We start from the raw sequence: 20,626 nt of genomic DNA on the forward strand, positions 1-20,626 counted from the left end.
TAACGAGACAATGATCACAAAATCAGCATTGGTGAACCAATTTGCGTTTTTTTTTGTGATCTGGCATGCCAATTTTAACTCTGCCTTTTGACAGAGTTAATGAGCTTGTATACCTTATTTATTAGGAATTTATACTATAGAAAAGGATCAGTGTGATGAAATTAAATAAAACAATACTTATACTTGGTAGTAGCTTATTACTTACAATGGCTTCTAGCAATATTTTTGCCACCACCATTTTAAAATTAAGTCATAACCAAACACGTAATCATCCAGTTAATAAGGCAATGATGTATATGGCTAAAGCAGCCAAGGCTTATTCAAATGGTGATTTGATCATTCGTATTTACCCTGACTCTCAACTAGGTACACAACGTGAGTCTCTTGAACTATTACAAAATGGCGCTATTGCAATGGCAAAATCTAATGCTGCGGAGTTAGAGGCTTTTGCACCTGCTTATGGGGTATTTAATCTTCCCTATATCTTTAAAGATAGAGCGCAATATTATCGAGTTATGCAAGGTGAAATTGGAGAAAGCATTCTACAATCATCAAAAGATAAAGGCTTTATTGGTTTAACTTTCTATGATGCTGGTGCACGTAGCTTCTATGCAAAAAAACCCATTCGCACACCAAACGATTTAAAAGGGTTAAAGGTACGAGTGCAACTCAGCCAAACGGCAATAGCAATGGTCGAAGCTTTAGGCGGGCATCCAACGCCACTTGCATACGGTGAACTATACACAGCACTTCAGCAAGGCGTTGTTGATGCTGCGGAAAACAATATAACCGCCTTAACGATAAATAGACACGGTGAAGTGGCTAAGTTTTACAGCTTAGATGAGCACACTATGGTGCCGGATGTTCTTGTTATTTCGACAAAAGTGTGGAATAACTTATCCAAAAGTAACCAAGTTGCTTTGAAACGAGCCTGCGATGAGTCCATGCTAAAAATGAAGGAACTTTGGACAGAAACTGAAAATACAGAACGATTAAAAGCCATTAAAATGGGTGTGACCTTTATTAAGGTGGATAAAGCTCCCTTTGTTAAAGCAGTACAACCTATGATTAAAAAGTTAACGGAGAAAAACCCCCTCCTCTCAAAATTAGTAGAAGATATCAATCAAGTACGTTAAGATTAAACACTCGGGATTGGTTGACCAATTCCGACTTTCTTTAATCATGTCCTTAAGGCAACCATGCAAATCCTATCAAAATAATAACCGAAATAAATATAAACATATAAATATCTACCCTCTAATTTAAAGGAATTAATAATGTTACAAACTTGGCGCTGGTATGGACCTAATGACCCGGTTTCCCTTAGTGATGTGCGCCAATCGGGTGCAACGGGAATTGTAAATGCACTACATCATATTAAAAATGGTGAGATTTGGTCAGCACATGAAATTATACAACGTAAAAAACTCATTGAGAAAGGAGGCTTTATCTGGTCTGTTGTCGAAAGCGTACCGGTGCATGAAGATATTAAAACCCGAAGCGGAAATTATAAGCAATATATTAATAACTACAAAGAAAGCTTAAAGAACTTGGCAGAATCAGGGATAAAAACCGTATGCTACAATTTTATGCCTGTTTTAGATTGGACGCGTACCGATTTAAGCTATGAAATGCAAGATGGTTCCAAAGCATTGCGCTTTAATAATATTGCTTTCTTAGCTTTTGAGCTGTATATCTTAAAACGTAAAGAAGCATTACAAACCTACTCAAAAGAAATACAAGCATCAGCCCTTGTTTATTACCAAAGCATGAATGACGATGACATTGCAAAACTAACATCTAATATCATCGCAGGCCTGCCAGGAGCAGAAGAAGGCTACAGTTTAGAAGAGTTCCAAATACAATTAAATAAATATGCAAATATTGATAAAAATAAACTACGTCAAAATCTCGTTGATTTTTTAAAAGAAATAATACCAACGTGTGAGAAATATGGATTATGTTTAGCAATACACCCTGATGATCCTCCGCGTTCAATATTAGGTTTACCTCGTATCCTCTCTAATTTAGATGATTTTGCATGGCTTATAAAACAAGTACCGAGTAAACAAAACGGCTTAACGATGTGTACTGGCTCTTTTGGCGTGAGTGAAGGTAATAACTTAATTAATATCTTCCAAGATTTTGCCGAACGTATCTATTTTATACATTTACGTTCCACACAACGTGAAAAAGACACACTTAGCTTTCATGAAGCAAACCATCTAGAAGGTGATGTGGATATGTATGCCATTATCTTAGAAATTCTCAAAGAAGAGAAACGCAGAGCCCAGCAGGGTGACTTAGCGCAAATTCCAATGCGTCCCGATCATGGCCATCAGATGCTTGATGATTTAAAGAAAAAAACTAATCCTGGTTATTCCGCCATTGGTCGATTAAAGGGACTTGCGGAGCTCCGCGGAGTGGAATTTGCTCTTAAACGTGCTTTTTTTTAAATCACTAAAAGCCCTGATTGCAGGGCTTTCTTCTATAAGTTTTAAAGTTTAAAAGATGTTATTGTTACCTCTAAGGCAACACTTCATTGATGGAAATTGTTTTTTTACTGACACGTTATTATTTACTTTGAATATTAATGATCATGCCATCAATAACATACAGTTGATAAAATTTACCTATTTTATCAAAAAAACCATCTTCTCCCGCCGTATAATTATAAAGATAAGGATTGATTATTTTATCAATTTCAAATGTTTTCCCTCCGAGATAGATAACTAAATGCTCATCTCGTGCATCCGGTCCTTTCACATATTCACGAGAGATTAAGGGGCCACTGACAATTTGGCAATTTGTTGTTGAGCATTGCGATTGCTGCGCATTAATAATGCTCACGGAGAAATTTAAGCTCACAAAAAGTAAATAAGAAAACAATGGAATAAATAAGATGCCAGCCAAATAATCTTTTAATTTTAACGCCTTACGTAAACGATATAGTTTTTTAAATAAACCAAGGAGGAAAGAAAATAATATCAAATTAATGATAATAAGCACGGGTGTTGAGGTACTATAAAGTAGTTGCATATTAATGGTCTCTATTTTAAAACGATAACAATATCGCTATAACTATAATTGGCATTGGTACCGAACACCAATACACCTTTGGGTTTAATGTCAAGAGCACTTTGTTGCTCTAAAGTTAGCTTGCAATAACAGCTGAAAATCAATTCGACCCACTCCTGTGGGCAAATCTTTTTGTCTTTTTCTGACCAGATAAGCAGATTATTTTTCCAAAAATCTAAGGCTGAAATAGCTTGTTCTGAAATAATTGCTTGTTCAAATAATCCTTCTGCTTGATCTTCAAAATAATCGTAATACGCTGGCGCCAACTCAGTAGGCGTCACGAAAACGCGATTAATCTCACGTTTTTTGACAGGGGTTGATTTAGCTTGTTTACGCAACGATTGCACAACACGTATTAGGGAATCTTCTAATGCGCTATTTGTGACATCAATGTAACTTTTAAGTATTAATTTAGGCGCAAATCTTAAACGTTTATCTAAGGATGCATCTGCATATAATGAGTCACTGAGCTCAAATTCTGGGTGCTGGCGTAAATAACGCGCCATATTACGTAGTAAATTCGCCTGTTTTTCGTCATGGCGCAAACGAAATAAACTTAAACGCATATTATCAATAATAAAACGCAAATGGGGTAATGTTTTATTAAACCAATAAATAAAACCACTGATTTTACGTGCGAACTCTGCCGGACAAGCCCAATCACTCCACTCATAGCAACTTTCTGGATCTATTTGCTGCAACTCTGTCAGCAATTTTTGCGCATAATTGAGCGCTTTTTCATTTTCACGCACTTTAGCGCTTAATGAGCTAACAAATCCAAATTGACTTGAAATTGCATAATGCATATTGTCTAAACTAACATTTAAATTATCTTTTGCTTCGTAAAAAAGATCATCGAGTTGGTCAAGGTAATATTCTGCATCATCATAGAGCTGACTTTGTACCGATAATCGATAATCTTGCACCGTATCATCTAAAACATCGATAACCTTAGCCATATCGGTTAATTGTCGATAGCTACTTTGTTTGCGCATCACACGATTTAACATTCGCTTTAATTCAGCGGTTAAACGGTATTCACCTTGCTCATCATCAGGGCGTAATAAACCTTTTTTATGCAAGATATTTATCTGCCGAATATCTTGTACATCCCGAGTTATCGAGCCATAAACATAAGCTTCTGCAATAAGCTTATCATGATGACCTATTTGTCTTAATAATTCGGCAACTTGTCCAACATCATAACCCGCCATTAAAAGAGTAACTCTTCTTGTTGATGTGTATCATTTTCGGGTAATTCAACCCGTTCTGCATCATTTAAAAATTCAATTAACAAATAAATAATATCAAAACGCGCGGTGGCATAATAACGACTGCTTGCACTATTTTTCCGCACTAAATAACCCATTTCTTCAAGCTTATGGAACACTAAAACCAATTGCTCTCTCGACTCTAATCGATTCGTTTTAAATGGCTTTGATGATGTTAATTGACGTAATTGATCGCGTAGAGTTTGATCATGCTCAAAGGGGTCAAATAGTTCATTAATATTAACTACTGATTTAGCGCGCAACGGAAAGTCTGTTTGGGTCGCCATTAATAATAACTCTAAAAATTCAACTAAAGGACGAAAGACAGCACGTAACTCACTAAATAAAGCACTAAGCTCCGCTTTATTACTATCATCGACACTTTGAAAAGTACAATAATAGGCATCAGCACTCTCTAAATAGGTTAACTCTCGGTCTAAGTTTTGCAGGAAGTCAGTGATTTTCTCTTTATTTTCAAAGGATTTTAAATAACAGAATTCATCAGAGAAAGCCGTTTCACAGATAATAGCTCCGCTCAAAAGCTTCTTTACCGTTTCTTTAAACATGATTTAATTCCTCAGAGTGGGCTTTTTTACGTAACGCCAATAATTCATCTAAACGAGATGTAGGGATTTCTGCATGGTAAATTTTATTGTCTTTTAATTTATAATGACGATGATATAACGACAATATGTGCCTATCTGTTGATGGCGATGCAGAAAGAATCGAAATGTGGTTTTCATTAAACATTTTCAGTAACAAATCAACATTTTCAGCTGCTAATTCACCAAGTTCATCGACCGGAAGAATGATTTGTGATGCATTTTCACCATTACCACGTAACATACCTAAAATCCCAGCAAAAAGTGATAGCATCGCTAAATACGAAAGCCCCGTTGAACTGATTTTTTTAAGTTGCCTCGCATTGCGCGCATATCTTAATTGTCCTTTTTCTAAAATACTAAACTCAATATCAAACAACTGATTCAGCTCTAAAACAAAACCTTCTCGTGGCAAATATGAGGCCAGTTTTTGCATTGCATGTATTAATTCATCGGGTATTTCACCACGTCCTTCACGTAATTCATCACGATATTTCTCAAAAAGAGACGAGAATTGTTGTAAAGGTCCCCAATATTCAAGCTCTTCCTGTTTCATTACTGTATAAACATTAATATCCGCTAAAGCTTCAAACCGAGCTAAAGCAGTGACATTTTTAGACAATGATTTGCCAATACTTTTAATTCGTTGCCCAAAGTTTTTAATGTGCTGATAAAACTCATTGATAATATTGGCATTAATGGTCACCAACTGGTAAGTGTTTTTTTGCTTTTGCTGCGCACTACTGAGTAAATCTACAATTGCCTCTCTATATTTAAATAACGCACGTGCTCCTTGATATTGATCATTATCATTGAGCAATGCCTGCCAATTTGTAAATAATTCACTGTTTGAATGATCTTTTTTAAATTTGTCATTAAAGTTTTTTAACTGTCCAGCTAAACGCTTTTCAACACTTTTAAACTGCTCCAACCAATCAAAACAAAAGCTTACACTTAAATCTGCGTCGTTATTTGGCTCATTATCGTTACTTAATAAGTCAATGCCTTGTTGTTCACAATGACTTTGACTCTCTTTTAATTGCACCAATAAATCATCTTGAGTCTGTAATTGCACTTTATATTTTGTAAAATGTTTATGCTCAGTTTTAATTTGTGCTCTTTTTTCTAGGGTCATTGCCTCTAAACTATTGTTAAGCCCCCTTTTCTCAATTGTGCGGTTTTGATTTATCTCAACTAATTGCGGTAAATGTATATAACGCTGTTGCATAAATTGTGCATATTCACGCGCTTTACGCGCCCACAAAGCACACTCATTGAGAGCACTTTCTAATTTTTGACGATGCTTGTTACATTTATCTACTTCACCATCGGGATCCATATCTTGCAATGCACTGCTTTTTTGTTTTCTATGCTCCGTTAAGCGTTTTTTAACATTGCATTGTATCTCTTGGTATTGCTCCGCTAACAACGAGACTTGACTGTCTCTGTCTGATTCCAACACCATACGTTGCTCTAACATTACATTTTGTAACGCATGGCGCTCCGCCTGTGCTGTTTCTGTAAAATTATACATTGTTTGTTTCTGCGTTTTAATCTCACTTTGAAGCGTCGTAACAGAGTCTTGTAATGCCACTTCGATCTTTTGTTGAGCACGAATCTTCTTTACTTCGACATTTTGATGCTGCACTTTAAGTTGTTCTAATTTCAACTGATTTTGTTGTTCTTTTTGCGCGCCTTCAACTATATGATTTTTTTGTGCTTCTATTTGTTTATTCATCTGAGCAAGTTGCTCATCAGTCTTACACAGCATCGCTATCTGATCCGTGCTTTTAGCCTCTAGAACGCTTAGTTTTTCACGTAATTGCATCTCATTAAGCGATAAGTCACTCTCTTCTAATACTTGTAAATCAAGCTGTAATCCATAAAATGACTCACAGCCTTGCTTCCATTGAGGCGATAAATCGGTGCGTTTTAACTGTGTGCTAGATAATAATCGACCGATGTTATCTTTCCACTGACTCGCTTGTGGTTCATGCATTAAAAAATATTGTAAAGAGCCCTTTTGAGGTAATAATTGCATTTCTACATGCACACATTGCTCACGGTATTTGGCTAACGCTACATTTTCTTTTTTATGTTTATCGAGTAATCTCTCACGTTGTTTTTCAAGCGTACTCAAATGTCGTTGTAAAGAAGCGTGTTTTTGTAAATATACATTTTGATTTTCATAGCAAATATTTAAATCTTTTTGATTTATTGTCAATACCGACAATAAATTTGCATCTATTAGCGGATTTTGTTGTTCCGTTAGTATGTTTTCTAATTTAAGCTCTCGTGCTTGTGCGTCTAAATTTAATTTTAAATGTGTTGCATTTAATTGCTGATTTAATTGTAATAATTGTGTTTGATAGGTCTCATTAATTTGCGCAATATCAATGCTTGCCTGCTCTTTAATTTGTGCGCTTTGTACTTGATTATGACTAGCATCTTTTAACTGTTGTAATTTAAGGGTTTGGATAAGCTTTTCAAACTTGTCTTGGATTTTACTAACATTACCTTCAAAAGCATCAATAATACTATTCACTTCCTGCAATTGTTGCTCAATATTATCGACTTGATCCGCGCGTAATTGAAAACTTGCGGCATCATTTTCATCAAACTGAAGTTTATCGCTGTCTAGTAGGTCAATACGGCTTTGATCGGCTTCAATTAAAGCATTTAGCTCAGCTATCTCTTGGCTAAAACTTTTTGAACTTGACGCTAATTGTATTTCTAACGTCCCTATATTTGTATACGCTTTATCTTTTTCTGTTTTACATTTTTGTTGTGCACTTTCTAATTTCATCTGGTGCTCTAAAATTTCAACATGCAAATGTTGCAATTTAATCAACAAGTTATCTAGTTCTGTAAAGTCTGATTGCCATATTAAAATTTTATGAGCCACTTTTTGAATTGCTCGACTCGCTTGAATGTCGGCTAACCAATGCTCAATATCTTCTTTATTAAGGCTTATCTGCTCTTTGTTGTCTTGTGTATCACGTGCTAAATGATCGCTAGCAATGGCAACTAGCATATGTTTTACCGCATCAAAATCAAGATTCTTTTCAATAGTGCCATTAATAACTTTATCGATATGAGGCATCGGTTGATCACTAAACGAAAAACGTTTTTGTAACTCACGGATCTCTTTTAAATTACGTCCACTGCGTAAATTTTGAATTACTTGTCGATATTTATCGACGCCTAAATAATTAGACGTTGCAACTCCTGCATGACGATAAATACGTTCAACCTCACTGACGCTTAAGGGATGATTATTTTTATCAATAAAAGAAGCACTCTCATAATGACTATCAATAAACTTAAAATGTACACCTCGTCCATCACTGCTTGCAAGGACCATACAGCGTTGTCCATAAGGACGCTGATATTCATAAATCAGCATACTCGAATCGTTTGGCAGGTAATAATCCGCAAAATTTCGTGCTTGATCAACTTTACTCACAATATCACTCGGACGCATGCCATAAAATAAAGGTAACAAACGCATTAATGAGGTTTTACCGGCGCCATTTGTGCCTTCGAGTTGAGTATGCCCCGTTAAGCAAAGTTCATTCACCTGCCCTTTCCAAAAACTATCGATAATAATAATGCGCAATAATTGATAGGCTAATTGAGCCATAGAAGATCCTTTGCATGCAATTTGCAGAATAATAATAAGAACGGGCTAATTTATAAGGATCGATACGTTTTGTCGATACTTTTAGACAAACAATATACGTAAATTAGCACTTTTGTAATATTTGATGATAATTATGCTGATGCTTTGATAAATAAGAACTAATAATAACCAATACACCACTATTGAGGTTGTTTATAATTTAATAAAGCCGCCCCACGTACACCTCCTATGCTACCAAATTTAGGCGCACAAATCGCAGGCAATACCACCCCCTTTAAAAGATGCAGAGAGAGACGTTGTTCTAGTTGTGCGTATAACTCAGAAAAATTTGATATTCCACCTCCGATGATAAGTATCTCCGGATCTAACACTAAAATCGCCGTTGCAAGGCCCGCGGCTAATATATCAAAATAGATATTAATTATCCTTCGTGTCAATATATCGTCCGCACGATATTTTTTAATAATATCAATGCTAGACAGGGACACTTTCGCATAATGCTTGTATAGATTTTCTAAGCCAGTGCCTGACATATACGTTTCTAAACACATAACTCGCCCGCAGGCACAATCAAAGATAGGCAAATCAGGATATTGTAAAAGGATAGTTGCCGGCAAAGGATAATGTCCTATCTCTCCTGCAAAAGCATTAAAGCCCCGATGTAACCCACCATTAACAAAAATAGCGCCCCCAACCCCCGTTCCCAACGTGATGCCTAAGACTGTTTTGGCTCCTGCAGCGCTCCCTGCGTAACACTCCGAAAGTAAAAAACAATTTGCATCATTTTCTAACTTAACCTCGCGTTGTAATAATAACGAGAGTTCAGCCACTAAACAATGCCCTTTAATTGCAGGTACATTCACGCAATTTAAACGATGATCATGTTGATCAATTGCGCCGGGGAAACCTAGACCCACACGCCCACGAATATTAAATTTTAAATCGGCTTGTATCACCCAAGAGCTTATCATTTGCATAAACTGCGCATGCGTCTTAGGCGTTGGTTTTTTATCAAAAAAAACACATTTTAATTGCATGTTATAAACGCTAAAAACCGTTTTTGTGCCACCAATATCAAATCCATACAACATATCTTTTTACCTTGTTTTGTGACTCGTTTACCTTTGTAAATGTGAGAACTCAGCAATCGGCTCTCTTCCTCTTAGCTGTAAAAACTCCAAAAATTGACCTGTCGATATACTAATAATTCTAGAGAGTGGAAAATCAATTTGGGTTAAAAGTGCCTCTACTTTAGAAAACTCACCCACCGCGTGTGCAAAATGCGCATCGGATCCCGTGCTAACATAAGCGCCCATCTGTTTACACAGCTTTGCTATCTCTAAACAGCGAGGCGCACTTCCTGCTCGAGAAAGCTCCAGTGAAGAGTTGTTTATTTCTATTGCCACATTATATTTTATTGCCTCATAGATCACCGCTTTAAAATCAAAATCAAAATTAGGGTTACCTAAATGAGCAAGCACATCCACTTTATTAGAGCGAATAACATTGATGAGTGTTTGTGTGTGCGCACTTTTATCTAACGGTTTAAAAATAGGCTCATGTAAGCTGGCTAATATCCAATCTTGCTGCGCCAGGCAAAAGTCTGAAAAATCAATATCACCTTCCACATTTAAAATGTTTGTTTCAGCCCCTCTTAAGACACCAACTCCAGAAAGAAAGCGCGGGATAACTCTTTGATTCATGAAATGCCAATAGTGTGGCGCTCCCGGCATTTCTGAAGTGTGATCTGTCATACAGAAAAGTGCTAATCCATTTTTTTGGGCTGCTTGTGCATTTTCAATCACCGTACTGTACGCATGCCCACTCGCAAGCGTATGGGTATGAGTATCTACAACAAATTTCATTTTGCTACCTCTCTTTACATATTTAAATCCATGAATTTTATATTCTAAGCAATTTAACGTGTCCTTTGTATAAACTTATCACGGGCTAAATACTCTGCTCTTATACATGGCTAACATTTTACATACCTCTAACATAGACTAAATAAAATCAGTGATAGTTTGTTATTATATAACAATGCATATAATGGTACCCCTTTTGAAACATTAAAAAAGAAAGTAAACTATTTTCCACATTAAACTTGACCTTTGATTCAACTCAAAGGTTATACTTGCCTTAGAATATTTCAACTATCACAATGATAAAAGGACAATACAATGTATCGTATTGGAGAGCTTGCAAAACGGTATCAAGTAAAAACAGATACCTTGAGGTTTTATAATAAAAATGGGCTTTTAATCCCTTCTTTACGCAGCTCCTCTGGCTATCGTCTTTATACAGAGCATGACTCACAACGATTAAGCTTTATATTACGCGCCAAAGAAATTGGTTTTTCTCTTACCGATATCGCCGAATTACTTTCTCTCAAGTTAGATAGAGAAAATTGGGCATGTATGGATGTTAAAGGCCTTGTCAATAGTAAATTAGACGAGATAAACAGCAAAATTAAAGAACTCGAGTGCTTTAAATACTCCCTACAAGAATTATCTAATTCTTGTTGTGGCGGACCTGAAAGTGCGATTCACTGCTCTATTTTAGAAGCCTTAGAATCTAAGCCAAAAATCTATTCTAAAACAGCGTCACATTCCGATGTAACAAACAATCACAAATAAGAGAATATTATGTTATTTAGTAACTTTTTAAATGTATTTTTAGACTCCGCGCCTTGGTTATTACTTGGTCTATTTTTAGCTGGCATGTTAAAAATGTTTATCCCTATGCAATGGATGCAAAAGCAACTTGGCGGACATGGTATCAAAAGCACGATAAAAGCTGCCATGTTAGGTGCTCCACTACCACTTTGTTCGTGTGGTGTGATCCCTGCTGCAATCGGCCTTAGACGCGCGGGAGCATCTAAAGCCTCAACCATATCATTTCTCATCTCAACGCCAGAAACTGGTGTTGATTCCATCGGTGTCTCTTATGTTTTACTCGGGCCATTTATGGCCATAGCCCGTCCCCTTGCAGCTATCACAAGTGCTATTTTTGCGGGAATATTAGTCGGTAAAGATGAAGAAATAGACAAACAAGCCACATCTAGTATGGTAACTAAAAAAGAAAGGAATCCTTCTCAATGTTGCTCTGCATCACACAAGCCCTCCGAAAAAGATACACAATCCACCGCTCACGGATCTTGTCAGAGTAGCGAAACTGATATCGCTTACGAATTAAAAGATACGTCTGTTTTGTATCGGATTAAAAAAGGGTTACATTTTGCATGTACTGATCTCATTAAAGATACAACTATTTGGTTATTAATTGGCTTGTTTTTTGCAGCCATAGTGCAAACTTATGTCCCAACAGATTTAATGACTGAATGGGGTGATGGTATATTGGCAATGCTATTTATGGTACTGATTTCAATCCCGATGTATATTTGTGCAACAGCCTCAACCCCTATTGCGGCAGGTTTATTACTTGCTGGTATTTCACCGGGAGCCGTTCTCGTTTTTATGCTGGCGGGCCCCGCAACAAATATCGCAACCATTGGCATGGTTAATAAAGAAATGGGTAAACGTGCGCTTGGCGCTTATTTATTTGGAGTGATGAGTGTTGCGTTACTTTCAGGTATTTTAGTCAATTATTTAGTGGATAATTTTGCTTTTGCAATCGTTCCACAAGTAGGTATAGAAAAAGATTTATTAGCCTTACCGATAGTTTATACCTCTGGTATTGTATTAGCGATTCTAATGGCCAAAGTTCTTTTCGATATGCTCCCAAGCAAAAATAAAACAAAAAATAACGGGTGCTGTTCTTCATAAAAACAGAAAAACCGCCAGTGTGATGATAAATAATATATGTAACATATTTTGCCCTTTTAATTAGAGTGTTAATAAAATATTAATTCGCAGTTAAAAACTGTAAATAATGATGTAATTTATGTAATATTTCTATTTTCTGTTTATCATTTTGATGCTCGATAGCAAGCGCATCAATTTTGTTAATATATTGTTCTGTTTTATCAAACACAGACGCTTGGCATTCAAGTGCCCATTTTTGTTGTTCATCTTCATTTAGTGCATCGGGAGCATTCCGTGCTCTGTAGTGCCATAAAAGCGTTTTTAAGCGCGGATCATGAAAGTTAAATGTTTTACTTGTGAGTGTTTGCCAGCTACTTTTTTTAACTTCTTCTATCCGTTTTTTATCTTCTCGTCCAAAAAAACTTTGGTAAAGCATCTCTTCTACACACTGCTCTTTTGATGGTGTACGAGCTTCATTATATACCGCATAGAGTTTATCGACCAGTGTGCTATTTTCTTTAATAAAATTTAATGATTTTCTACATTGTATTCGATTGATACCTAATTCATCTGCTCGGGATTCGGATAGAGTTTTAGCGGGCGAAACAAAAGGGCATTTATTTAAATGTATGAGTTTAAGTGCGGGACGGGTTATACCTGCAGGTAAATCTATTGTTTTGCTATACATATATTCTCGTATTTGTTCAATACTAAGAGTTTGTAAATTAGTTAGATCTTTTGCTAAATCAACGACAATAACTGCATTTTTATTAGTTGGGTGCATGCAAATAGGTAGAATATAAGAAATACAACCTTGTAAAGCGGGAAACATACCAGAAACATGTATTAGAGGAGAAAACGATCCAACTTTTAAAGTATCTAATACTTGTTTTTTGTTACGTAAATTAAAATAATAAGCATATAACTTGGGTTGTTTTTCTTTAATTAATTTAGCAATAGCAATGGTGGCATAGACATCGGACATTGCATCGTGTGCTTGATCATGTGCCAGTGAATTTGCTTTACTAAGTAACTCTAAACGGAAAGAGGGAACGTCATTATTATCAAGTGGCCAGTTAATACCATCAGGACGTAAAGCGTAACAAGCACGCACAAGATCGATAATATCCCAACGTGAATTACCGTTTTTCCACTCGCGTTGGTAAGGATCGGCAAAGTTACGATATAAAGTAAAACGTGTTACCTCATCATCAAAACGAATATTGTTGTAGCCGACAACACAACTATTTTGCTTGCTAAACTCTTGATTTATATTGTCAATAAATTCATTTTCGGCAATACCATATTGTAGAGTTTGTTGGGGGGTTATACCAGTAATTAAACAGGCTTCTGGCTCTGGAAGATAATCGCGAGGAATTCGACAAAACCATTGATTGGCTTCACTGATAATATTCAGATCTAGATCTGTGCGGATCCCCGCAAATTGAGAAGGTCTATCCGCCCCAGGGCTAAGACCAAAGGTTTCATAATCGTGCCAGTATAAAGTGGGCTCATTGTTGGTATTTACCCATGTTGTTTTTTGTTGTGTTTTTTCCATTGCAGGCCTCAAATCCTCTATACTTCTTATCATTTTATGGTGGTTAGTGTTGTTTCTTGTTATTGTCTGCTAACTATTCTTTTTGTACCTCGGTTTGTACCTAATTTTAACTTGCATTGTACCTCGGTGACTTATGGCTTTGTCAGACACAAAAATACGAAATATTCGAGCGCCTTATACAGGAAAAGCAGAAATCTTTGATCGTGACGGATTAACTGTTCGCATATCTAAAACTGCTGTTGTTATTTTTAATTTCCGTTTCCAGTGGTTTGGAAAGTCCCAACGCATGAAATTAGGCCGATACCCTGAGATTAAACTAGCAGAAGCGCGAGAGCAAGTCATTAAACTCAGGCGTGCATTAAGGATTATTTAGCAACTTTTGAATATTGGTCTACGAGATAGCCGTTAAAATTACAGATATCTCAAACTTGTGACTAAAAATTTGACCTAGATTAAACTCTTTGTCTCTCTTTTTAGTTATTTTAATAAGACCAATATTATTCTTCGTCATGATGACATCCGAAATGAGTGTCATTATAACATTAATTTTTTTTTATTTAAGGTGTTACCATGTACCAAAAAACTGTAACTATCACTGCGCCTAATGGCCTACATACTCGTCCAGCAGCTCAGTTTGTTAAAGAAGCAAAAACATTCGCTTCAGATATCACGGTTGAGCTTGACAGTAAATCAGCCAGTGCAAAAAGCCTATTTAAACTTCAAACGCTAGGCCTAACTCAAGGTACAACGGTTAACATTAAAGCCGAAGGTGTTGATGAACAAAAAGCAGTAAATGCACTCGTAGAATTAATGGCAACTCTCGTCTAGTTGCAGTAAAATAAAACACAGGCTTACATGCCTGTGTTTTTTTATGAAAAACATTTAGATTTTCCGTTTGTATTTTAAAGGATAGATTATGATATCTGGCATTCTTGCATCTCCTGGTATAACTTTTGCTAAAGCGTTATTGTTAAAAGAAGATGAAATTTCTCTTAATACGGGAAAAGTTGATGATCTAGACCAGGAAATTAGCCGTTTTCTGAAGGGCCGTGAAAAAGCTTCTGCACAACTTACAGTAATTAAACAAAAAGCCTTAGAAACCTTTGGCGAAGAAAAAGAAGCGATTTTTGAAGGTCATATCATGCTTCTTGAAGATGAAGAACTAGAAGATGAGATAGTATCCTACATTAAGAAACATAACTGCTCTGCAGATTATGCTATTCATCAGATTGTAGAAGAAAATGTAAAGATGCTACAAGAATTAGAAGATCCGTATCTACGCGAACGCGCTGCTGATTTTCAAGATATTGGCCGACGTTTACTTAAAAATGTACTCGGTATCAACATTATTAATCTTAGTAACATCACTGAAAAAGTTATTTTAATTGCCAATGATTTAACCCCTTCAGAAACAGCACAGATTAACTTAAATAATGTATTAGGGTTTATCACCGATATTGGTGGTCGGACATCACATACTTCTATCATGGCTCGCTCATTAGAAATTCCCGCAATTGTCGGCACTTGCGATATTACGCAACGTGTTAAAAATGGGGATATCATTATTTTAGACGCCATTAATAATAATATTATTATTAATCCGTCTAAAGCTGAATTAACCGCAGCTGAAGAATTAAAAAACAAATTTATCGCAGAAAAAGAAGAGCTTGCAAAATTAAAAGATCTTCCAGCGATAACTCTTGACGGTCATCAAGTAGAAGTTTGTTCAAACATCGGAAGTGTTAAAGATACTGAAGGTGCTAAACGCAACGGCGCCGAAGGTGTTGGTCTTTATCGCACTGAATTCTTATTTATGGACCGAGATCGTTTGCCTACAGAAGATGAGCAATTTATCGCTTATAAAGATGTTGTTGAAGCGATGAAAGGTCAAGCTTGTATTATCCGCACCATGGATATTGGTGGAGACAAAGATCTACCTTATTTGAATCTACCCAAAGAAATGAACCCTTTTCTTGGCTGGCGCGCTATCCGCATCTGTTTTGATCGCCCCGAAATAATGAACCCGCAATTACGGGCTTTATTACGCGCGTCTGCATTCGGTATTCTTCGCATCATGTTCCCAATGATTATCTCTGTCGAAGAAATTCGTAAACTAAAAATCATTTTAGATACCTTAAAAGCAGAACTGACAGAAGAAGGTAAAGCATACGATAAAGAAATCCAAGTTGGAGTCATGATTGAAACGCCTGCGGCAGCTGCGATTGCTCATCACTTAATTAAAGAAGTCGATTTCTTTAGTATTGGTACTAATGATTTAACTCAGTACACTTTGGCGGTTGACCGTGGTAATGAGATGATTTCTGATCTTTACAACCCTATGTGCCCTTCTGTATTAAGTATCATAAAAACAGTTATTGATGCATCACATGCAGCAGGGAAATGGACAGGTATGTGTGGCGAGCTTGGTGGTGATGAACGTGCAACACTATTATTACTCGGTATGGGTTTAGATGAGTTCTCAATGAGCGCAATGTCGATACCCGCCGTTAAAAAGATTATTCGTAATACACATTTTTCAGAAGTCAAAGCACTCGCAGATAAAGCTTTATCCGTCGCAACAGCAGCTGAAATCGAAACATTAGTTAATGACTTTAACAAAGAAAAAGGCATTAGCTAATTATTTAAACGGGTAGCGTCTTTATTTCACTACTCGTTATACTTTGTTATTTACACATCATATATTTAACATGGTATTATATAAGTATCTGTTAATAAAAAATTGGAGTTACACCATGGGTTTTTTTGATTCTATTAAAAAAGCAATGAGCGGAAATACAAATACAGAACAAACTATCGATATAATTGCACCTTTATCTGGTGAAATTGTTGCGATTGAAGATGTTCCTGATGTTGTTTTTGCAGAAAAAATCGTCGGTGATGGTATCGCAATTCGCCCGACTGGTAACAAAATGGTTGCTCCTTGTGATGGCGAAATTGGAAAAATCTTTGAAACAAACCATGCGTTCTCCATTGAGTCTGATTCTGGTGTTGAATTATTCGTTCATTTTGGTATTGATACGGTTGAATTAAAAGGCCAAGGATTCACACGTATTGCTCAAGAAGGCCAAAAAGTAAAAGCTGGAGATACTATCATTGAGTTTGATCTTGAGTTTTTAAAAGAAAATGCAAAATCTATTTTAACTCCTGTTGTTATCTCGAATATGGATGAACTCAAAGAGTTACAAAAAATGTCAGGTACAGTCGTTGTTGCTGTTGATCCCGTATTAAAGATCATTAAATAAGTTAAGCTCCACACTTGTTTTTAAAAAAGAGTCAGTTTACTGACTCTTTTTATTACTCTCTCCTCAAAAACTTGATATGTTTAAACTCTATACTTTCACGAGAAAATTTATCATGAAAACTATCTTATATGGTATCAAAAATTGCGATAGCGTCAAAAAAGCACAAAAATGGTTAATCCAGAAAAATATTCCTTTTCTATTTCATGATTATCGACAACAAGGACTAGATGAAAAACTATTACAATATTTTTTCATCCATTTTACCTGGCAAGAATTACTCAATAAACGTAGCACTAGCTACCGCTCTCTAAGTGTCGAACAAAAAGAAAGTATCAATAACGAAAATGTGCTTCTCCTATTTATAAAATATCCAACTTTAATCAAACGGCCTCTGCTCATACATAACAATTCGCACAAAATTGGTTTTAAAGAGGCTGAATATCAATCTCTATTCGCTTTATAAAGGAAAATCTATGTCCAATAGTCCCGTGGTATTATTACTTAAAGATCTCGTCAATCGACGATCGATTACCCCTCATGATGCAGGCTGCCAGCCATTACTTATAGAGCGTCTTGAAAAATTAGGTTTTATTTGTGAAATAATGCATTTTGAAGATACTTTAAACTTATGGGCAAGACGTGGCACACAAAGCCCTCTTTTTTGTTTTGCTGGCCATACTGATGTTGTGCCAACCGGCCCTGAAAATTTATGGAAATATCCTCCCTTTCAAGCAACAGAATGTGACGGTAAGTTATATGGCCGAGGTACTGCAGACATGAAAGGGGGTATTGCCACTTTTATGATTGCTGTTGAGCAATTTATCCAGCAACATGCAGATCACCAAGGCTCAATCGCGATGCTTATTACCAGTGATGAAGAAGGTCCTTTTATTAATGGTACAACACGTGTTATCGACTGCTTAGAGAAACGCAATGAAAAAATTGATTACTGTATTGTGGGTGAACCAAGTAGTACCAATCAAGTCGGTGATGTCATCAAAAATGGACGCAGAGGCTCTCTGACCGCGGATGTGCAGATCATCGGCACACAAGGCCATGTTGCGTATCCACACTTAGTTAAAAACCCTATACATAACTGTCTATTAGCCTTTGCAGAACTAAGCACTGAAATATGGGATAGTGGCAACGCATATTTCCCACCAACCAGTTTTCAAATAACACAATTTAATGCGGGTACGGGTGCAAGTAATATGGTCCCCGGCGATGCACATGTTCAATGTAACTTTCGCTATTCAACACAATTAAATGCTGAAAAAATAAGCTCGCGCATGCAAAGTATTTTAGATAAGCATCATGTATCTTACAAAATAAAGTGGACCTATAATGGATCGCCCTTTGTTACACAACCGGGTAAATTGACCGATGCAGTTCGTGATGCCATTTTTGAAATTAATGCACTTAAGGCTGAATTATCGACCAGTGGTGGTACCTCTGATGCGCGTTTTATTGCTCCAACCGGAGCACAAGTCGTTGAAGTTGGGGTGTGTAATGCAACCATTCATAAAGTAGACGAACATGTGCATATAGAAGATCTTAAACAATTAACACTTATTTACCAACGTGTTCTCGAGAAACTTCTCTTATGTTAGACACACAATTAACCGGTCAAGTCTCTTCACACTTGACCCAATTAGAAAATAATATATATATTCACCATGCGGTAAAGTCTCCCTTCACCGCTTTACAGAAAAGCGCACAAAAAGCGGGATTCCACTTGAAAATTGCCAGTGGTTTTCGCTCTTTTGAGCGTCAATTAAGCATATGGAATAATAAATTCAATAATAGAATCGCCATTTTAGATAAAAATGAACGCCCTATTCTTAACAATACCCTTTCTGATATCGATAAGTTATTCGCGATTTTACATTGGTCTGCATTACCCGGTGCCAGTCGCCATCATTGGGGAACAGATTTTGATATCTATGATCCAAACCAGTTACCGGCACAGCAAGCCCTACAATTAAACACGAAAGAATACGATCAAGACGGTTATTTTTATGATTTATACGCTTGGTTAAATGAAAACATGGGTGAGTTTGGTTTTTATTTTCCGTATCGAACTTACCAAGGGGGCGTTGCAAGAGAGCCTTGGCACATTAGTTACTTCCCAATATCTGAATTGGCCTTAATAGAATTTGATCTAAATATACTCTCAACACTCATTATAGAAAATAAAATTGCTGCTAAATCGCTTATTTGCCAACAATTACCTATTATATATAAGCAGTATATTTGTAATGTCAATATTAGAGATGGTATTGTGATTTAACGATCTCTTTAACTTATAGGGAAAATCATGTCAGAAAAACGCAAATTTTCAAGAATATCTTTCTCTGGGCACTGTTTTTTAAGTAAAAAAGTTAATTCTAAAGAAATTCTATGGCAAAGCGAATTACTCGATATTTCATTGAATGGTGCTTTAATACAACGTCCAGATGAATGGCTCAATAATGATAATGAGACGTTACAATTAAATCTTAAATTTGATCATTCTGATGTCGAATTAAACATAAAATGTACGGTTTGTCATCAAGAAGAGTTCTGCTTAGGGATTAAATTTATAACACTCAGTTTAGAAAGTATTTCGCATATTAAACGCTTAGTACAACTTAATATAGCAGATGAATCTTTATTATATAGAGAAATATCTCAACTCATCAATATTGATCCTGAATAGATTTTTCAGTAGAAAGTAAACATACAAGTCGTTATAGTTTGAGAAAAGCCATTTCTCTTGTGTGATTACTGTACGCATCTTGAATACTATAATCGAAATAAGGAGAATATTCCGGCACTGTTACATTTATTACACAAAGACAATAATAAATTGACCGAGATACCCGATTCACAACAAAAAGAGATCATACGCCTTGTCGAAAAAAGTTTTATTTGCCCACTCTTCTTTTTACGTAAAGAAATAAGTAAACTTAAAATTCAATTCGCCTCTATCGACACCATAGCGGCTTCTCTATCTCCGCTTTTTGAAGTGTCCGAAGCTAACAGTGAAAAAGTAAGCTATGCGGCTCTTATACAAGGCGAACTCTATCAAAAACTGATAAATCAACCTTTTCATTCAAACAGAAGTGACAAAGAAGCCTTTATTTATATCAATCAATCTATTGATAAAGACTCTAAATATACTTATAAAAGCTTTTTAGAAGAAGATTTTATAAATATAAACGATAAGTTAAGTATCATTTATCCTGTCGAAAAAAACACCCGTTTTTATGCTATTCATTATCGTTTATTATTTGTTGATCGCATTAATCTCAGTGAGATTGAAAAGCAAAGTCGCACTATAAATACCTTGCCTTTACATTTAAGACGCAAATTAGAAGATGAGCTTCTTGATATTTGCGCTGTCATCGAAATAACAGATCTCACCCAACAAACATTACTTAATTATATAAAAAAAGAATAAGTGGC

At 36.1% G+C, this 20,626-nt stretch carries 20 protein-coding genes; 13 read left to right on the forward strand and 7 right to left on the reverse strand.

The window, feature by feature from the left end; all coding sequences use genetic code 11:
* The first annotated feature begins 155 nt into the window (after nucleotides 1-155).
* Nucleotides 156-1,136: a TRAP transporter substrate-binding protein gene (locus B8W84_RS04040; RefSeq protein ID WP_094752028.1), complete on the forward strand. Its 981-nt coding sequence runs from the start codon at nucleotides 156-158 to the stop codon at nucleotides 1,134-1,136.
* Nucleotides 1,137-1,277: 141 nt separating this feature from the next.
* Nucleotides 1,278-2,456, forward strand: coding sequence for a mannonate dehydratase (uxuA, locus tag B8W84_RS04045; RefSeq protein ID WP_094752029.1), 1,179 nt, complete (start codon nucleotides 1,278-1,280; stop codon nucleotides 2,454-2,456).
* A gap of 118 nt (nucleotides 2,457-2,574) precedes the next feature.
* On the opposite strand, the gene B8W84_RS04050 is transcribed toward uxuA, so the two are convergent.
* From B8W84_RS04050 to B8W84_RS04075, 6 genes are all read right to left on the reverse strand, one after another.
* Nucleotides 2,575-3,039: a hypothetical protein gene (locus B8W84_RS04050; protein WP_094752030.1), complete on the reverse strand. Its 465-nt coding sequence runs from the start codon at nucleotides 3,037-3,039 to the stop codon at nucleotides 2,575-2,577.
* An 11-nt stretch (nucleotides 3,040-3,050) separates the two neighbouring features.
* Nucleotides 3,051-4,292, reverse strand: coding sequence for a hypothetical protein (locus B8W84_RS04055; protein WP_094752031.1), 1,242 nt, complete (start codon nucleotides 4,290-4,292; stop codon nucleotides 3,051-3,053).
* On the reverse strand, nucleotides 4,292-4,915 hold the full coding sequence (locus tag B8W84_RS04060) for a hypothetical protein (RefSeq protein WP_094752032.1): 624 nt from the start codon (nucleotides 4,913-4,915) through the stop codon (nucleotides 4,292-4,294). Before B8W84_RS04060 ends, B8W84_RS04055 begins: the two co-directional genes overlap by 1 nt.
* Nucleotides 4,908-8,594, reverse strand: coding sequence for an ATP-binding protein (locus B8W84_RS04065; protein ID WP_094752033.1), 3,687 nt, complete (start codon nucleotides 8,592-8,594; stop codon nucleotides 4,908-4,910). Before B8W84_RS04065 ends, B8W84_RS04060 begins: the two co-directional genes overlap by 8 nt.
* 179 nt (nucleotides 8,595-8,773) lie before the next feature.
* The gene (locus B8W84_RS04070) at nucleotides 8,774-9,685 is read right to left on the reverse strand and encodes an ROK family protein (RefSeq protein ID WP_094752034.1); all 912 of its coding nucleotides are present in this window, start codon (nucleotides 9,683-9,685) and stop codon (nucleotides 8,774-8,776) included.
* A gap of 27 nt (nucleotides 9,686-9,712) precedes the next feature.
* Nucleotides 9,713-10,459, reverse strand: coding sequence for a phosphatase (locus tag B8W84_RS04075; protein WP_094752035.1), 747 nt, complete (start codon nucleotides 10,457-10,459; stop codon nucleotides 9,713-9,715).
* A 315-nt stretch (nucleotides 10,460-10,774) separates the two neighbouring features.
* Here B8W84_RS04075 and zntR point away from each other — a divergent pair, with 315 nt between their 5' ends.
* Nucleotides 10,775-11,230, forward strand: a complete 456-nt coding sequence (gene zntR / locus B8W84_RS04080; RefSeq protein ID WP_094752036.1) for a Zn(2+)-responsive transcriptional regulator — start codon at nucleotides 10,775-10,777, stop codon at nucleotides 11,228-11,230.
* A 9-nt stretch (nucleotides 11,231-11,239) separates the two neighbouring features.
* A complete protein-coding gene (locus tag B8W84_RS04085; protein WP_094752037.1) occupies nucleotides 11,240-12,379 on the forward strand; it encodes an SO_0444 family Cu/Zn efflux transporter in 1,140 nt (379 codons plus the stop codon).
* Between the two features lie 79 nt (nucleotides 12,380-12,458).
* Here the strand turns inward: B8W84_RS04085 and sbcB are convergent, their stop codons facing one another.
* The gene (gene sbcB / locus B8W84_RS04090; RefSeq protein WP_094752038.1) at nucleotides 12,459-13,916 is read right to left on the reverse strand and encodes an exodeoxyribonuclease I; all 1,458 of its coding nucleotides are present in this window, start codon (nucleotides 13,914-13,916) and stop codon (nucleotides 12,459-12,461) included.
* Nucleotides 13,917-14,049: 133 nt separating this feature from the next.
* Here sbcB and B8W84_RS04095 point away from each other — a divergent pair, with 133 nt between their 5' ends.
* The 9 genes from B8W84_RS04095 to B8W84_RS04135 all read left to right on the forward strand — a co-directional run bounded on the left by B8W84_RS04095 (nucleotide 14,050) and on the right by B8W84_RS04135 (nucleotide 20,621).
* A complete protein-coding gene (locus B8W84_RS04095; RefSeq protein ID WP_257797905.1) occupies nucleotides 14,050-14,289 on the forward strand; it encodes an Arm DNA-binding domain-containing protein in 240 nt (79 codons plus the stop codon).
* A gap of 197 nt (nucleotides 14,290-14,486) precedes the next feature.
* A complete protein-coding gene (locus tag B8W84_RS04100) occupies nucleotides 14,487-14,744 on the forward strand; it encodes an HPr family phosphocarrier protein (protein ID WP_094752039.1) in 258 nt (85 codons plus the stop codon).
* Between the two features lie 88 nt (nucleotides 14,745-14,832).
* Nucleotides 14,833-16,554 carry a phosphoenolpyruvate-protein phosphotransferase PtsI gene (gene ptsI / locus B8W84_RS04105; RefSeq protein WP_094752040.1) on the forward strand — a complete coding sequence of 574 codons (1,722 nt, stop codon included), beginning with the start codon at nucleotides 14,833-14,835 and terminating at the stop codon, nucleotides 16,552-16,554.
* A 115-nt stretch (nucleotides 16,555-16,669) separates the two neighbouring features.
* Nucleotides 16,670-17,179, forward strand: a complete 510-nt coding sequence (gene crr, locus B8W84_RS04110; protein ID WP_094752041.1) for a PTS glucose transporter subunit IIA — start codon at nucleotides 16,670-16,672, stop codon at nucleotides 17,177-17,179.
* Between the two features lie 112 nt (nucleotides 17,180-17,291).
* Nucleotides 17,292-17,642, forward strand: coding sequence for a Spx/MgsR family RNA polymerase-binding regulatory protein (locus B8W84_RS04115; RefSeq protein ID WP_094752042.1), 351 nt, complete (start codon nucleotides 17,292-17,294; stop codon nucleotides 17,640-17,642).
* Nucleotides 17,643-17,652: 10 nt separating this feature from the next.
* A complete protein-coding gene (gene dapE / locus B8W84_RS04120) occupies nucleotides 17,653-18,789 on the forward strand; it encodes a succinyl-diaminopimelate desuccinylase (protein ID WP_094752043.1) in 1,137 nt (378 codons plus the stop codon).
* Nucleotides 18,783-19,469, forward strand: coding sequence for a M15 family metallopeptidase (locus tag B8W84_RS04125; RefSeq protein ID WP_094752044.1), 687 nt, complete (start codon nucleotides 18,783-18,785; stop codon nucleotides 19,467-19,469). Before dapE ends, B8W84_RS04125 begins: the two co-directional genes overlap by 7 nt.
* Before the next feature lie 27 nt (nucleotides 19,470-19,496).
* Nucleotides 19,497-19,877 carry a PilZ domain-containing protein gene (locus tag B8W84_RS04130; protein WP_094752045.1) on the forward strand — a complete coding sequence of 127 codons (381 nt, stop codon included), beginning with the start codon at nucleotides 19,497-19,499 and terminating at the stop codon, nucleotides 19,875-19,877.
* 150 nt (nucleotides 19,878-20,027) lie between these two features.
* Nucleotides 20,028-20,621 carry a hypothetical protein gene (locus B8W84_RS04135; RefSeq protein WP_094752046.1) on the forward strand — a complete coding sequence of 198 codons (594 nt, stop codon included), beginning with the start codon at nucleotides 20,028-20,030 and terminating at the stop codon, nucleotides 20,619-20,621.
* The last annotated feature ends 5 nt before the right edge of the window (nucleotides 20,622-20,626 follow it).

The sequence above is a fragment of the Psychromonas sp. CD1 genome, assembly GCF_002239585.1.
Lineage (GTDB): Bacteria > Pseudomonadota > Gammaproteobacteria > Enterobacterales > Psychromonadaceae > Psychromonas.